Genomic DNA, 14,684 nt, shown 5'->3' with positions numbered 1-14,684 from the left:
CGTGTCGGGAAACGAGATTCTGCCGCGCAGCCGGTAGCTTCGACGAGCCCTGGTTGCCGTCGGACGCAAAGGACCACTGTGAGGAAAATCGTCACCGCGCTGGCCGCCGCCGCTGTCGCGGCCGGAACGCTGGCTGTCGCACCCGCCGCCACCGCGGCGCCGCCCGAAGGGGCGGACTACGCGCCGCCGCCGATCAAGTGGGGACCGTGTTCCGCACCGGGCCTCGCCAAGGCGGGAGCCGAGTGCGGGTTCCTCGTGGTCCCGATGGACTACGTGCAGCCGTCGGGCCAGACGGTGCAGATCGCCGTCTCCCGGGTGAAGCACAAGACCGCGAAGTACCAGGGCGTGCTGCTGGTGAACCCGGGCGGCCCCGGAGGTTCCGGGCTCGGTCTTTCGGTGCTCGGCCGGAACGTGCCCAAGCACGCCGGCGACAGCTACGACTGGATCGGCTTCGACCCGCGCGGCGTCGGCTCCAGCAAACCGGCTCTCACGTGCGACGGGAACTACTTCGCACCGGTCCGCCCGGCTTACGTGCCGAAGACGCCGCAACTGGAGAGCACCTGGCGTGCCCGCACGAAGGGCTACGCGGAGGCCTGCGCGAAGAACGGTCCGCTGCTGGAGCACGTCAAGACCACCGACGTCGCGCAGGACATGGAAAGCCTTCGCAAGGCGCTGGGCCAGCAGCAAATCAACTACTACGGCTTCTCGTACGGCACTTACCTCGGGCAGGTGTACAGCACGCTGTACCCGGACCGCATGCGCCGGATGGTGCTCGACGGGAACGTCGACCCGCGCAAGGTCTGGTACGACGCCAACCTGGACCAGGACGTCGCCTTCGACCGCAACATCAAGATCTACTTCGACTGGCTCGCGAAGTACGACGACGTCTACCACCTCGGCAAGACCGGCTCGGCCGTCGAGCAGCTCTGGTACGCGCAGCAGCGCAAGCTCGACCGCGCCCCGGCGGGCGGCGTGCTCGGCGGCGACGAGTGGACCGACATCTTCCTGCAGGCCGGCTACTACGTGTTCGGCTGGGAAGACATGGCCAAGGCGTTCGACGGATGGGTGCACCGCGGCGACTGGCAGACGCTGAAAGCGTTGTACGACAAGTCGAACGCGCCCGGCGACGACAACGGCTACGCGGTTTACAACGCGGTGCAGTGCACCGACGCGCAGTGGCCGCAGGACTGGGACCGCTGGCGCCGCGACGCCTGGGCCACCCACTCCCGCGCGCCCTTCGAGACCTGGAGCAACACCTGGTACAACGCCACCTGCCTGAACTGGCCCGCGAAGGCGGGCAAGCCGGTGGAGGTCGACGGGTCGAAGGCGAGCGGCGCGCTGCTGATCAGCGAGGAACTCGACGCGGCCACGCCGTACTCGGGGAGCCTCGAAGTGCGCAAGCGCTACCCGCGTTCGAGCCTCATCAGCGCGCCTGGCGGGACCACGCACGCCGGATCGCTGTCCGGCGTTTCGTGCGTGGACGACCGGGTCGCTGACTACCTCGCCACCGGCGCGTTGCCGAAGCGGGTGCGCGCCGACCGCTCTGACGTCCAATGCGCTCCGGTGCCGCAGCCGGTTCCGTCTCCGGTCGCCTCCGGCGCGCAGCAGAAGGCCGATGCTCAGGCGAAGGCCGCGGCGGAGGAGAAGCAGGGCCTGCTTGCCGGTCTGCTGCGCTTCTGAGTCGTTCTTCGCGATGCCCCGGCCTGCTCTGTCAGGCCGGGGCATCGTTCTTTTCCGCTGGTCCACCGATCCCCCTCGGTTGCTTTTCGGGTCGCCGGGGACGCTACGGCGGGGGTCTGACAATTTCGGACCGCAGTCACCCGATCGCGTTAAGTGATCGAAAATTGTCGGGGGTCGCGGATACCTTCGCGGCCATGACGATCATTCAGGAGCACCGGACCGAGGTCCGGTCAGGAGATGTCCAGTACCAGGTCGCCGTCGTCACCCGCACCGAAGACGGCGAGCCGGAGCGAGTCACCGTCACGGTCGGCGGAGAACGGCCGGACGGCGAACCCGTCGTCGAAGGCAGACTCGAACTCGACGTGGCGTCCGTGGCGACCGTCGCGGAACTGCTCGACACGAGCCTGCGCACCTTCGCGGGCGGCGGTTCGCGGCGAAGATCGCGCGGACGTCCGGCACAGCAGGGGCGGCCGTGGACCGACGAGATGGACGCGGACCTGGAGGCCCGCTGGCTCGCCGGGGATACGGTGGCCGAGCTGGCCCGCCATTTCGCGCGCACACCCGGCGGGATCCGGGCCCGCTTGCCCCGGGTCGGCTGCGATCCGGAGCATCCCGGAAACCATCTGCCGACACCGCCGAGTCTCCGCGAAGCGGAGGAGGGAGTGGACTGACGAGTGCCCGCCGGGTTCGCATGCCGAGGCGGGCCCGGCGTGGCGGTGACTTGCGCGCCGGATTGGCTACTGGGTGCTGGGCGGTCACGGCGGCTTTGCCTTGCGTGAATGGCGGTTCGGGCCTGGAGGCTTGGGTGCTCGGGTGAAGGGCGCGTGCCGGATTCGTGGTTGAGGCTGGCGGGCTGCTGGCTTGCCTTGCGTGATGCGGGGTTCGGGCCTGGGGCTTTGGGTGCCGAGGTGAAGGGCGTGTGCCGGACTCGTGGTTGAGGCTGGGCGAGTTGCTGGCTTGCCTTGTGCGGGTGCCGGGTTCGGGCCTGGAGCTTTGGGCGCCGGGGTCAACGGCGTGTGCCGGACCTGCGGTTGAGATTCCGCGGGTTGCCGGTTTGCCTCGCGCGAGTGGCAGGCCTCCGAGCCCAAGCCTTGCACTCCGAGGCTCATGGCGGGTGCCGGACTGGCGGTTGGGTGGCTGGGCTGGTGGGCGGCTGGGCTCGCGCGAGTGGCGGGTTCGGGCCCGGAGGTTTGGGCACCGCAGCGAACGGCGTTTGCCGGACTTGCGGTTGAGGCTGGGCGGGTTTGCGGCTTGGCTCGGGCGAATACCCGACCTCGGGCGTGGGCTCCGCGGCGAACGGTGTCGGTGCGGATTTGCGGCTTCGTTCCCGGCTGGGCGGCGTGCTCCGGGCTAGTGGCGTGGGACGGGCACGGAGGCGTGGGCTCCGGGGCGAGCGGTGTGCGCGTTGGATCGGCGGTTGTGGTCAGGCGAGTTAGCGGATTGCCCCGGCAGGCGGGCGCTGGGCCAGCGGGTCGGGCTTCGACGCGGCGTGCGCGCTGGACCGGCGTCTGGGTGGCGGACGGCCGGTGCGCTGGCTTGATGGCTTGGCGGAGGAAGGTGCGTGGTCTGCGTCGCCGGGGCAACCCGGCGAGCTGAGTGCTTGGGCGACCGAGGGCAGTGGGCGAAGTGCGGCTAGAGGGTTGGGAAGGGGAGGTGAAGTCGGAGACTCTGGAGGGTGGGTGAGGCCCAAGCGGGTGGTTGGATAGACGTGCGGTTGGTGGCCTGCGCCGACTCAGGTGGCGGGTGGCTCGGCGGCCGGATGGCCTGAGGTCGAGCGACTGGCGCGGTCGGACGACCCTGCAGCGCGGTGGTTAAACGGCCGGTGCGGCCGGAGAGTCCATGCGCTGGAGCGGCTCGGTGGTGGACTCGCTCGGTGGCAGGGGCATTGCTGCGCCCTGACGGTTCGGTGCCGAGCGGTTGCCAATGGGCGGGTGCCCGCGGCAGAAGGGTGCTGCGTCAGCAACCGCAGCACCGGAAGTCCGGTCATCGCGACCAGCGCAGACACTCCGGCGACCGGGCTGGGCTCGGCCTGCCGAGGCGGTGGAAACCGCCTGTGAAACGTACAGAATCCGCGGAAGTCCTGGGGAGGGGACGGCCAGGGTGAGCAAACCCTCTTTGTTTGAGCTTGCACGCTCGTGCATAATCATTCGTATGACGGTGAAGATCGCGGTAGCCGGTGCCAGCGGGTACGCGGGCGGCGAACTGCTGCGCCTGCTCCTGACCCATCCAGAGGTCGAGATCGGCGCTCTCACGGCGGCGAGCAGTGCGGGGACCACGCTGGGCACGCACCAGCCGCACCTTGTTCCGCTGGCCGGCCGGGTGTTGCTCGAGACGAACGCGGAGACGCTCGCGGGCCATGACGTCGTGTTCCTTGCTCTGCCGCACGGCCATTCGGCCGGGATCGCGGCTCAGCTCGGGCCGGACGTGCTCGTGGTCGACCTCGGGGCCGACCACCGGCTCGCGGACGCGGCGGACTGGCGACGGTGGTACTCCGGAGAGCACGCGGGACAGTGGCCGTACGGGATGCCCGAACTGCCGGGCGCGCGCGAGAAACTGGTGGGAACCAAGAGGATCGCGGTTCCCGGCTGTTTCCCGACTGGCGGATCGCTGGCGTTGGCGCCCGCGTTGGCGGCGGGGCTGGTCGAGCCCGCGGTCACGGTGGTGTCGGTGACGGGGACGTCGGGTGCGGGCAAGAGCCTGCGGCCGAATCTGCTCGGGTCCGAGGTCATGGGCAACGCGAGCGCTTACGGCGTCGCCGGGGCGCATCGGCACACGCCGGAGTTCGTGCAGAACCTCTCCGCGGCGGCGGGCAAGCCCGTCACGGTTTCGTTCACGCCGGTGCTCGCGCCGATGCCGCGCGGCATTCTCACGACGGCCAGCGCTCAGCTCGCGGGCGACGTCGACGAGGCCGCCGTGCGCGCGGTGTACGAGAAGGCTTACGGCGCCGAACCGTTCGTCCAGGTGCTGCCCGAAGGGACCTGGCCGACGACCGCCGCGACGGTCGGTTCGAACAACGTCCAGCTGCAGCTCGGAATCGACGCCGACGCGGGAAGGCTGGTCGTCGTCACGTCGATCGACAACCTCACCAAGGGCACCGCGGGCGGTGCCGTCCAATCGATGAACCTGGCGCTCGGTTTCCCCGAGGCCACCGGACTTTCCACCGTGGGAGTGGCACCGTGACCGTCACCGGACCGAAGGGTTTCCGCGCCGCGGGCGTGGCCGCCGGCATCAAAGCCTCCGGCGCGCTCGACCTCGCGCTGGTCGTCAACGACGGCCCGCTCGACGTCGCGGCGGGGGTGTTCACCCGGAACGTGATCAAGGCCGCGCCGGTGCTGTGGTCGCAGGAAGTGCTGAAGCAGCAGAAGCTGAAGGCCGTCGTGCTCAACTCCGGCGGAGCGAACGCGGCGACCGGGCCGGGCGGCTTCCAGGACACGCACGCCACGGCGGAGAAGGTCGCCGAGGTGCTCGGCGCCGGGGCGATCGAGGTCGCGGTGTGCTCCACCGGGCTGATCGGCGAGCGGCTGCCGATGGCCGCCGTTCTGTCCGGTGTGGACAGTGCGGTCAAGGCGCTGGACGCGAGCCCGGAAGCGGCGCTCAACGCGGCCACCGGCGTGATGACCACCGACACCAAGCCGAAGCAGGCGTTCGCCCAGCACGAATCCGGATGGAGCGTCGGCGGGTTCGCCAAGGGCGCTGGCATGCTCGCGCCGAATCTGGCGACGATGCTGTCCGTGCTGACCACGGATGCCGTGGCGGACAAGGAAACTCTCGACCGTGCGCTGCGCGCCGCTACGCACGTCACGTTCGATCGGCTCGACGTGGACGGCGGGACGTCGACCAACGACACGGTCCTCGTGCTCGCGTCGGGTGCGAGCGGGGTGGAGCCGACGGAAGCCGAGCTGACCGAGTTGCTCACCAAGGTCAGCCACGACCTGGTGCTGCAGCTGCGCGCCGATTCCGAAGGCGCCACCAAGGACGTCGACGTCACGGTGAAGGGCGCCGCGTCCGAGGACGACGCGATTGTCGTGGCCCGGACGATCGCCGAGGACAACCTGGTCAAGACCGCGTTGTTCGGCTCCGACCCCAACTGGGGCCGGATCGCGATGGCGCTCGGCCGCGCCCCGGCGCGGATCGACCCGGAGACGGTGTCGATCGCCATCAACGGCGTCACCTTGTTCGCGGGCGGCACGACGGCGGAGGACCGGTCGGCGGCCGACCTGTCCGGGCGGGCGATCGACGTCGTCGTGGATCTCGGGGTCGGGTCCGGCGAGGCCACGATCTACACCACGGACCTGTCGCACGCGTACGTCGAAGAGAACAGCGCGTACTCGTCATGACGGATACCGGAAGGCTCGTCTCCGCCGACGAACGGCTCGCCAGCGCGGCCGAGAAGGCCGGGGTGCTGATCGAGGCTCTGCCGTGGCTGCAGCGGTTCCACGGCGCGACCGTCGTGGTCAAGTACGGCGGCAACGCGATGATCGACGACCAGCTGAAGGCCGCGTTCGCCGAGGACATGGTGTTCCTGCGGCTGGCCGGGCTGCATCCGGTCGTCGTGCACGGCGGCGGCCCGCAGATCAGCGCGATGCTGTCCCGGCTCGGCGTGCCGGGGGAGTTCAAGGGCGGGCTGCGAGTCACCACGCCGGAGACGATGGACATCGTGCGGATGGTGCTGGTCGGCCAGGTCAGCCGCGAGCTGGTCGGCCTGATCAACGCGCACGGCCCGTACGCGGTCGGCATCTCCGGCGAGGACGCGCGGCTGTTCACCGCCGAGCGCAAACAGGCCACTGTGGACGGTGAGCAGGTGGACATCGGCCTCGTCGGCGAGGTCGCCGAGGTGAACCCGGACGCGGTGCTCGACATCGTCAACGCCGGCCGCATCCCGGTGGTGTCCACGGTGGCCCCCGACGTCGACGGCGTGGTGCACAACGTCAACGCCGACACCGCCGCGGGCGCGCTCGCCGCGGCGCTCGGCGCGGAAAAGCTCGTGGTGCTCACCGACGTCGAAGGTCTTTACGCCAACTGGCCGGACCGGTCCTCGCTGATCGACCGGATCCCCGTCGACCGTCTCGAACGCATGCTGCCCGGCCTCGCCAGCGGCATGATCCCGAAGATGGAGGCGTGCGTGCGCGCGGTGCGCGGCGGCGTGCGCGGCGCCCACGTCATCGACGGCAGGCTCGCCCATTCGGTGCTGCTCGAGGTCTTCACCTCGCGCGGCATCGGGACCATGGTGCTGCCCGAGGCAGCGCCCTCCGGAACGGAGCACGCGTGACTACCCTCAAGTCCAATGCGGACGGTCAGCAGCACTGGCAGTCGGCCGTCATGGACAACTACGGAACCCCCGGCCTGACCCTGGTGCGCGGCGAAGGCGCGCGAGTGTGGGACGCGGACGGCGCCGAGTACGTCGACCTGGTCGGCGGCATCGCGGTGAACGCGCTCGGCCACGCCCACCCGGAGGTGGTGCGCGCGGTCACCGAGCAGATCTCGAAGCTGGGGCACACGTCGAACCTGTACGTGAACCCGGTCGCGGTCGAACTCGCCGAAACGCTGCTCGACGTCGCGGGCCTGACCGGGCAGGGCAAGGTCCTGTTCGTCAACTCCGGCGCGGAGGCCAACGAGGCCGCGCTGAAGATCACCCGGCTCACCGGCCGCCGGAAGATCGTCGCGGCGGAGGGCGCGTTCCACGGCCGCACCATGGGCGCGCTGTCGCTCACCGGGCAGCCGTCGAAGCGCGAGGCGTTCGAGCCGCTTGTCCCGGGCGTCACGCATGTTCCCTACGGCGACGTCGAAGCGTTGCGGGCCGCCGTGGACGGCGAGACCGCTGCGGTCTTCCTGGAGCCGGTGCTCGGCGAAGCCGGGGTGATTCCTGCTCCGGACGGCTACCTGCAGGCCGCGCGCGAGATCACCAAGGCCGCCGGTGCGCTGCTCGTCCTCGACGAGGTGCAGACCGGGATCGGGCGGCTCGGCACCTGGTTCGGCTTCCAGCAGGCCGGGATCGTGCCGGACGTGATCACGCTCGCGAAGGGCCTCGGCGGCGGGCTTCCGCTCGGCGCAGTGATCGGCGTCGGCGCGGCCGGCGACCTGCTCAAGCCGGGCCAGCACGGCACGACCTTCGGCGGCAACCCGGTGTGCTGCGCGGCCGGGCTGGCGGTACTGCGCACGATCGTCCGCGACGACCTGCTCGACCATGTTTCGGCGCTCGGCAAGGACATCGCGGCCGGCGTCGAAGCGCTCGGCCACCCGCTCGTCTCCGGCGTCCGCGGCGCGGGGCTGCTGCTCGGCATCGGCCTGCGGGGACCCGTTTCCGCGGCCGTCGCGAAGGCCGCGCAGGAGGCGGGCTATCTCGTCAACCCGGTCGCCCCGGACACCGTCCGGCTCGCCCCGCCGCTCGTGCTCGACGAGCAGCAGGCGCACGGCTTCCTCTCCGCCCTCCCGGGCGCGCTCGACTCCACCACCACGAAGGATTCCGACTGATGCCCCGCCACTTCCTCCGCGACGACGACGTCACCCCCGCCGAGCAGGCCGCTCTGCTCGACCTGGCCGACCAGCTGAAAGCCGACCCGCTCGGCACGAAGGCGCTGACCGGGCGCACGGTGGCCGCGATCTTCGAGAAGAACTCCACGCGCACCCGGTTCTCGTTCGAGGTCGGCATCAGCCAGCTCGGCGGGCATCCGGTGATCGTCGACGGCCGTTCGATGCAGCTCGGCCGCGAGGAAACCATCGAGGACACCTCGCGCGTGCTGTCCCGCTACGTCGACGCCGTCGTGTGGCGCACCTTCGCGCAGAAGCGCATCGACTCGATGGCGTCCGTCGCGTCCATCCCGATCATCAACGCGCTGACCGACGAGTTCCACCCGTGCCAGGTGCTCACGGACCTCATGACCATCCGCGAGCGCAAGGGCAAGCTCGCCGGGCTCACGCTCACCTACCTCGGCGACGGAGCCAACAACATGGCGCATTCGCTGCTGCTCGGCGGGACCACGGCAGGGATGAACGTGCGCGTCGTGTCTCCGGAAGGGTTCCAGCCCGACCAGCAGGTGATGCTCGACGCCAAGCAGCGCGGCACGGAAACCGGCGGCAGCGCGACGGTCTACACCGACGCGCACGAGGCCGTCGAGGGTTCGGACGTGCTGGTCACCGACACCTGGACGTCGATGGGGCAGGAGAACGACGGCCTCGACCGGGTCGGCCCGTTCCGCGCCCTGCAGATCAACGCCGGACTGCTGAAGCGCGCCGCCGACGAGGCGATCGTGCTGCACTGCCTGCCCGCGCACCGCGGCTGGGAGATCACCGACGAGGTGCTCGACGGCCCGGCCAGCGCGGTGTGGGACGAGGCGGAGAACCGGCTGCACGCGCAGAAGGCGCTGCTGGTCTGGCTGTTCGGGCAGAACGGCCGATGACCAGCAGCCGGGTCGGGCGCCAGGCGCGGATCACCGAACTGGTGTCCACGATGGCCATCCGCAGCCAGACGGAGCTGGCGCGGCTGCTGGCCGCCGAGGGAATCGAGGTCACGCAGGCGACGCTGTCGCGCGACCTCGACGAACTCGGCGCGGTCAAGCTGCGCGGAGCCGACTCGGGCGCGCCGGTCTACGTCATCCCCGAGGACGGCAGCCCCGTTCGCGGGGTGCAGGGCGGTACTTCACGGCTGTCGCGGCTGCTCGCCGAACTGCTGGTGTCGGCGGATTCGTCGGGCAATCTCACCGTGTTGCGCACGCCGCCGGGCGCCGCGCAGTTCCTCGCGAGCGCGATCGACCGGGCCGCGCTGGAAGAGGTCGTCGGCTCGATCGCGGGCGACGACACGGTCGCGGTCATCGCGCGCGAGCCGCTGACCGGACGCGACCTCGCCGAGCGGTTCACCGCGCTCGCGCAAGGTTCGGCGGAAGGGGACGAGCCGTGACCCGGCGGGTCGTGCTCGCCTGTCCGGGCGGGCACGGCTCCTCTGCCGCGCTGGATCTCCTTGCCGGACAAGGCGAAGTGGTCGCCGTCGCGGTGGATTTCGGCGCCGGGGACGTCGATTTGTGCGCGCTCCGGCGGCAGGCGGCGGCCGACGGGGCCACCGAGATCGTGGTCGCGGACGTCCGCGAGGAATTCGCGAACGACTACTGTTTGCCTGCCCTGCAAGCGAATGCGCTGATCCTCGACCGGCACCCGCTGGTCGAGGCTCTGGCCCGGCCGCTGCTGGCGAGCCAGCTCGTCGCGACCGCGAAGGACCGCAACGCGTCAGTCATCGCGCACGGCGGCGGATACACATTGTCCAGCATGATCGCGGCACTCGCGCCGGACCTGGAGATCGTCGAACTCGGCGTCCGAGGCGGGCAGGAGTTGTCGACGAGCCGGACTTTGTGGGGCCGGGCCGCGAACGACGGTTACCGCTGTACCGAGGACGCGGTGGTGAACCTCGGCATGCCGGACGAAGTCGTCGTCACCTTCGAACAGGGCGTACCGGTCGCGGTCGACGGCGAAACCGTCAGCGTGGCCGAGGCGGTGCAGCGGCTCGGGCACCGGGCCGGAGCGCACGGCATCGGCCGGTTCGAGTTGGCTGGCGGCTACGACGCACCGGGCGCGGCAGTGCTGGTCACCGCGCACCAGGAGCTGGAATCGGTCGCCCTCGACCGGGATCTGGCGAGGTTCAAGCACGGCGTCGACCGCCGGTGGGCCGAGCTGGTCCAAGACGGGTTGTGGTTCTCGCCGCTGCGCGAGCCGCTGGACGCGTTCGTCCGGCGGGCGCAGGAGCGCGTGTCCGGCGAGGTGCGGCTGGTGCTGCACGCGGGCAGCGCGACCGTCGCCGGCCTCCCCGGGAGGCGGCTTCGCCCGGTCGGACGGCGGTACCGTCCGGGCACCGGGCAGACTCCGCTGGGGAGCACCCAGCATCCGACCACCCAGGCGTCCTGAGACGCCGGACGAGAGAGGCAGAACGTGAGCGGGAAAGACCAGCCGGTGCAGCTGTGGGGCGGCCGGTTCGCCAGCGGGCCGGCCGAGGCGATGGCGGCGCTGAGCGCCTCGACCCACTTCGACTGGCGCCTGGCGCCCTACGACATCGCCGGATCGCGCGCGCACGCCCGCGTGCTGAACAAGGCGGGTCTGCTCACCGAAGCGGAACTGGCCGGGATGCTGGAGGCGCTCGACACCTTGGCGCAGGACGTCGCGTCCGGGGCGTTCACGCCGACGGTCGCCGACGAGGACGTGCACACCGCGCTCGAACGCGGCCTGCTCGAACGCGCCGGCGCCGAGCTCGGCGGCAAGCTGCGCGCCGGCCGTTCCCGCAACGACCAGGTCGCGACGCTGTTCCGGATGTGGCTGCGCGACGCCGCGCGCCGGGTGGTCGCGGGCACGCTCGACGTGATCGACGCGCTGGTCTCGCAGGCGTCCCGGCACCCGGACGCGATCCTGCCCGGCCGCACCCACCTGCAGCACGCGCAGCCGGTTCTGCTGGCGCACCACCTGATGGCGCACGGCCAGTCGCTGCTGCGCGACGTCTCCCGCCTGCGCGACTGGGACGCTCGCACCGCGGAGTCGCCGTACGGCTCGGGCGCGCTCGCCGGTTCGTCGCTCGGCCTCGACCCGGAAGCGGTGGCCGCCGAACTGGGCTTCGACACCAGCGTGGAGAACTCGATCGACGGCACCGCCTCGCGCGATTTCGTCGCGGAGTTCGCGTTCGCCGTCGCGATGCTCGCGGTGAACCTGTCGCGGATCGCCGAAGAGGTGATCATCTGGAACACCGCCGAGTTCGGCTACGTGACGCTGGACGACGCGTGGGCCACCGGCAGCTCGATCATGCCGCAGAAGAAGAACCCGGACGTCGCGGAGCTGACCCGCGGCAAGGCCGGCCGCCTGATCGGCAACCTCACCGGCCTGCTCGCCACGCTCAAGGCGCAGCCGCTCGCGTACAACCGCGACCTGCAGGAGGACAAGGAGCCGGTCTTCGATTCGGTCGAACAGCTGGAACTGCTCTTCCCGGCGATCGCGGGCATGCTCGGCACGCTCACGTTCCACACCGACCGGCTCGCCGAACTCGCTCCGGCCGGGTTCACGCTGGCCACCGACATCGCCGAATGGCTGGTGCGCCAGGGCGTGCCGTTCCGCGTCGCGCACGAGGCGGCGGGGGAGAGCGTGCGGGTCGCCGAGTCGCGCGGGGTCGGGCTCGACGAGCTGACCGACGAGGAGTTCCAGGCCATCAACCCGGCGCTCACGCCCGCGGTGCGCGAGGTCCTGACCGTCGAAGGTTCGGTGCGTTCGCGCGACGCCCGCGGCGGCACCGCGCCGGACCGGGTCGCCGAGCAGCGGGAACGCCTGGTCGAGCGCGTCGCGGCGCATCGGCAGTGGCTGAAATGATCTGCCGTCGGGCCGCTCGTTAGGCTGGCGGCCTGACGAGGGGAGTGCGTGTGGACCGGTTGTTCCGGCGCGAAGAACTGGCACTGGACCCGGTCGACCTGGCTCGGCTGCTGCTCGGTGCCGTCCTCGAGGCGGACGCGCCCGAGGGCCGGGTCGGGGTGCGGCTCGTCGAGGTCGAGGCCTACCGCGGGCTCGACGATCCCGCTTCGCACTGCTACCGCGGGAAAACCCCGCGCAACGCGGTGATGTGGGGTCCGGCCGGGCACCTCTACGTGTACTTCGTCTACGGCATGCACTTCTGCGCGAACGTCGTGGGCACCGAGGACGGCCAGCCGGGCGCGGTGCTGCTGCGCGCCGGCGAGGTCGTCGAGGGCGCGGACATCGTGCGGAAGCGCCGGCCGAACGCGCGCGGCAACGGCGAACTCGCCAAGGGCCCGGCCATCCTCACGTCGGTGCTGGGCCTCGCGCGCGAGCAGAACGGCGCCGATCTCACCGACCCCGGCTCGCCGGTGCGGCTGCTCGTCGGCGAGCGCGTGCCCGCGGACAACGTGCGCACCGGCCCGCGCGTCGGCGTCGCGATGGCGATGGACACGCCGTGGCGGTTCTGGATCGACGGCTCACCAGCCGTCTCGACCTACCGCCGCGGCGGGAAACGCCGGCAGGTGCGACCCGCGGGATAGTCGTTTGACCTGGTGGGGGATCATCTACAGGTGTGAGTGAGCACATCCTTGACGAGTTGTCCTGGCGCGGCCTGATCGCGCAATCCACCGACATCGACGCCCTGCGCCGAGAACTCGACCGCGGCCCGCTCACGCTCTATTGCGGCTTCGACCCGACCGCGCCCAGCCTGCACGCCGGCAACCTCGTCCCGCTGCTGATGCTCAAGCGGTTCCAGCGCGCCGGGCACCGGCCGATCGTGCTGGCCGGCGGCGCCACCGGGATGATCGGCGACCCCCGCGACAACGGGGAGCGCACGCTGAACACCCTGGACGTCGTCGCCGACTGGGCCGGGCGGATCCGCGGCCAGCTGGAGCGGTTCGTGGACTTCGACGATTCGCCGACCGGCGCGATCGTCGAGAACAACCTCGACTGGACCGGGAAGCAGAACACGCTGGAGTTCCTGCGGGACGTCGGCAAGCACTTCTCGGTCAACGTCATGCTGAACCGGGAGACGGTGAAGCGGCGGCTCGAAGGCGACGGCATGTCCTACACCGAATTCAGCTACCTGCTGCTGCAGTCGCAGGACTACCTGGAGCTGTACCGCAAGCACGGCTGCAAGCTGCAGGTCGGCGGCTCGGACCAGTGGGGCAACCTCGTCGGCGGCGTCGACCTGATCCGCCGGGTCGAGGGCGGCGCCGCGCACGCGCTGACCGCGCCGCTGGTCACCGACGCCGAGGGCCGCAAGTTCGGCAAGTCCACCGGCGGCGGCAACGTGTGGCTCGACCCGGAGCTGACCTCGCCGTACGCCTGGTACCAGTACTTCGTGAACGTCGGCGACGCCGACGTGCTCCGCTACCTGCGCCTGTTCACCTTCCTCGACCAGGAGGAGATCGACGCGCTGGCGAAGGACACCGAGGAGCGCCCGCACCTGCGCGCCGCGCAGAAGCGGCTGGCCGAGGAGTTCACGAACCTGGTGCACGGCGAGGACCAGACGCGCCAGGTCATCGCGGCGAGCCAGGCCCTGTTCGGCCGCGGCGAGCTGACCGGCCTGGACGGCCCGACGCTCGACGCGGCGATGGCCGAGGTCCCGAACGGCAAGGTCGAGCCGGCCGGCGACGCGACGATCGTCGACCTGCTGCTCGCCGGGGGACTCGTGGACAGCAAGGGCGCGGCCCGGCGCACGGTCAAGGAGGGCGGCGCGTACGTGAACAACGTGAAGATCGCCGACGAGGAGTGGAAGCCCTCGGCTTCCGACGCGCTCCACGGCCGCTGGCTCGTGGTCCGCAAGGGCAAGCGCAACGTCGCCGGAGTCCGGGTCGGGGGCTGATCGCCGCCCAGGCCCGAAACAGGGGCTCTGACCTGCGGGAACGCAGTTAAGGGACCCCCCTGCTTCGGGCCCTTCCGGGGGGTGTAAAGTTCTTCAAGTCGCCAGGGAGACCGGGCGGCCGCCGGGACACGAACCAAGCTCTCGCCTCTAAGGTGATTGAGTGGGTGTCCCACCAAAAACTGCTAGGAATGACCGCTTCGGTCAGGCTCGCCCTCATGGGGTCGGGTTTGATGTGGGGTGTGTTGCTTGAGAACTCAACAGTGTGCTAGTGAACTAAGCCAGTAGAGCTTATATGAAACCCCCTCGTCGGGGTTTCCTTTGAGATTGATTGATTGAGAGTAGTCTCGATCGAACTTGAAGACATTGTTGGAGAGTTTGATCCTGGCTCAGGACGAACGCTGGCGGCGTGCTTAACACATGCAAGTCGAACGCTGAACCGGTTTCGGCCGGGGATGAGTGGCGAACGGGTGAGTAACACGTGGGTAATCTGCCCTGTACTCTGGGATAAGCCTGGGAAACTGGGTCTAATACCGGATACGACCACTGCAGGCATCTGTGGTGGTGGAAAGTTCCGGCGGTATGGGATGAACCCGCGGCCTATCAGCTTGTTGGTGGGGTAATGGCCTACCAAGGCGACGACGGGTAGCCGGCCTGAGAGGGTGACCGGCCACACTGGGACTGAGACACG

General features: G+C 70.3%; 12 protein-coding genes and 1 other annotated feature. All 12 genes read left to right on the top strand.

The features are described from left to right. The first annotated feature begins 78 nt into the window (after positions 1-78). The gene (locus tag SSMG_RS22235; RefSeq protein ID WP_009079605.1) at positions 79-1,680 is read left to right on the top strand and encodes an alpha/beta hydrolase; all 1,602 of its coding nucleotides are present in this window, start codon (positions 79-81) and stop codon (positions 1,678-1,680) included. 194 nt (positions 1,681-1,874) lie between these two features. Beyond that, positions 1,875-2,351: a hypothetical protein gene (locus SSMG_RS22230; protein WP_037714492.1), complete on the top strand. Its 477-nt coding sequence runs from the start codon at positions 1,875-1,877 to the stop codon at positions 2,349-2,351. 1,480 nt (positions 2,352-3,831) lie between these two features. Further along, complete coding sequence (gene argC, locus SSMG_RS22225; RefSeq protein ID WP_009079602.1) at positions 3,832-4,860, top strand: N-acetyl-gamma-glutamyl-phosphate reductase; 1,029 nt, start codon at positions 3,832-3,834, stop codon at positions 4,858-4,860. Beyond that, a complete protein-coding gene (gene argJ, locus SSMG_RS22220) occupies positions 4,857-6,017 on the top strand; it encodes a bifunctional glutamate N-acetyltransferase/amino-acid acetyltransferase ArgJ (RefSeq protein ID WP_009079600.1) in 1,161 nt (386 codons plus the stop codon). The genes argC and argJ overlap by 4 nt, the downstream gene beginning before the upstream one ends. After that, a complete protein-coding gene (gene argB, locus SSMG_RS22215) occupies positions 6,014-6,949 on the top strand; it encodes an acetylglutamate kinase (protein WP_009079599.1) in 936 nt (311 codons plus the stop codon). The genes argJ and argB overlap by 4 nt, the downstream gene beginning before the upstream one ends. Next, positions 6,946-8,151, top strand: coding sequence for an acetylornithine transaminase (locus SSMG_RS22210; protein WP_009079598.1), 1,206 nt, complete (start codon positions 6,946-6,948; stop codon positions 8,149-8,151). The genes argB and SSMG_RS22210 overlap by 4 nt, the downstream gene beginning before the upstream one ends. Further along, positions 8,151-9,077, top strand: coding sequence for an ornithine carbamoyltransferase (gene argF / locus SSMG_RS22205; RefSeq protein WP_009079596.1), 927 nt, complete (start codon positions 8,151-8,153; stop codon positions 9,075-9,077). The genes SSMG_RS22210 and argF overlap by 1 nt, the downstream gene beginning before the upstream one ends. After that, positions 9,074-9,574, top strand: coding sequence for an arginine repressor (locus tag SSMG_RS22200; protein ID WP_009079593.1), 501 nt, complete (start codon positions 9,074-9,076; stop codon positions 9,572-9,574). The genes argF and SSMG_RS22200 overlap by 4 nt, the downstream gene beginning before the upstream one ends. After that, positions 9,571-10,569, top strand: coding sequence for an argininosuccinate synthase domain-containing protein (locus tag SSMG_RS22195; protein WP_009079591.1), 999 nt, complete (start codon positions 9,571-9,573; stop codon positions 10,567-10,569). The genes SSMG_RS22200 and SSMG_RS22195 overlap by 4 nt, the downstream gene beginning before the upstream one ends. 24 nt (positions 10,570-10,593) lie before the next feature. After that, positions 10,594-12,009 (top strand): argininosuccinate lyase, encoded by a 1,416-nt coding sequence (argH, locus tag SSMG_RS22190; protein WP_009079589.1) that lies wholly within the window; start codon positions 10,594-10,596, stop codon positions 12,007-12,009. Positions 12,010-12,059: 50 nt separating this feature from the next. Further along, entirely contained in the window at positions 12,060-12,689 is a 630-nt protein-coding gene (locus SSMG_RS22185) for a DNA-3-methyladenine glycosylase (protein WP_199841082.1), read from the top strand. A 32-nt stretch (positions 12,690-12,721) separates the two neighbouring features. Further along, positions 12,722-13,996, top strand: a complete 1,275-nt coding sequence (tyrS, locus tag SSMG_RS22180; RefSeq protein WP_009079585.1) for a tyrosine--tRNA ligase — start codon at positions 12,722-12,724, stop codon at positions 13,994-13,996. A 421-nt stretch (positions 13,997-14,417) separates the two neighbouring features. Beyond that, positions 14,418-14,684: a sequence feature (16S ribosomal RNA rRNA prediction is too short), on the top strand.

Source organism: Streptomyces sp. AA4, assembly GCF_000158875.1.
Classification (GTDB): Bacteria; Actinomycetota; Actinomycetes; order Mycobacteriales; family Pseudonocardiaceae; genus Amycolatopsis.
Note: the sequence above shows the minus strand (reverse complement) of the source record. Positions and strands in the feature narration are given on the sequence as shown.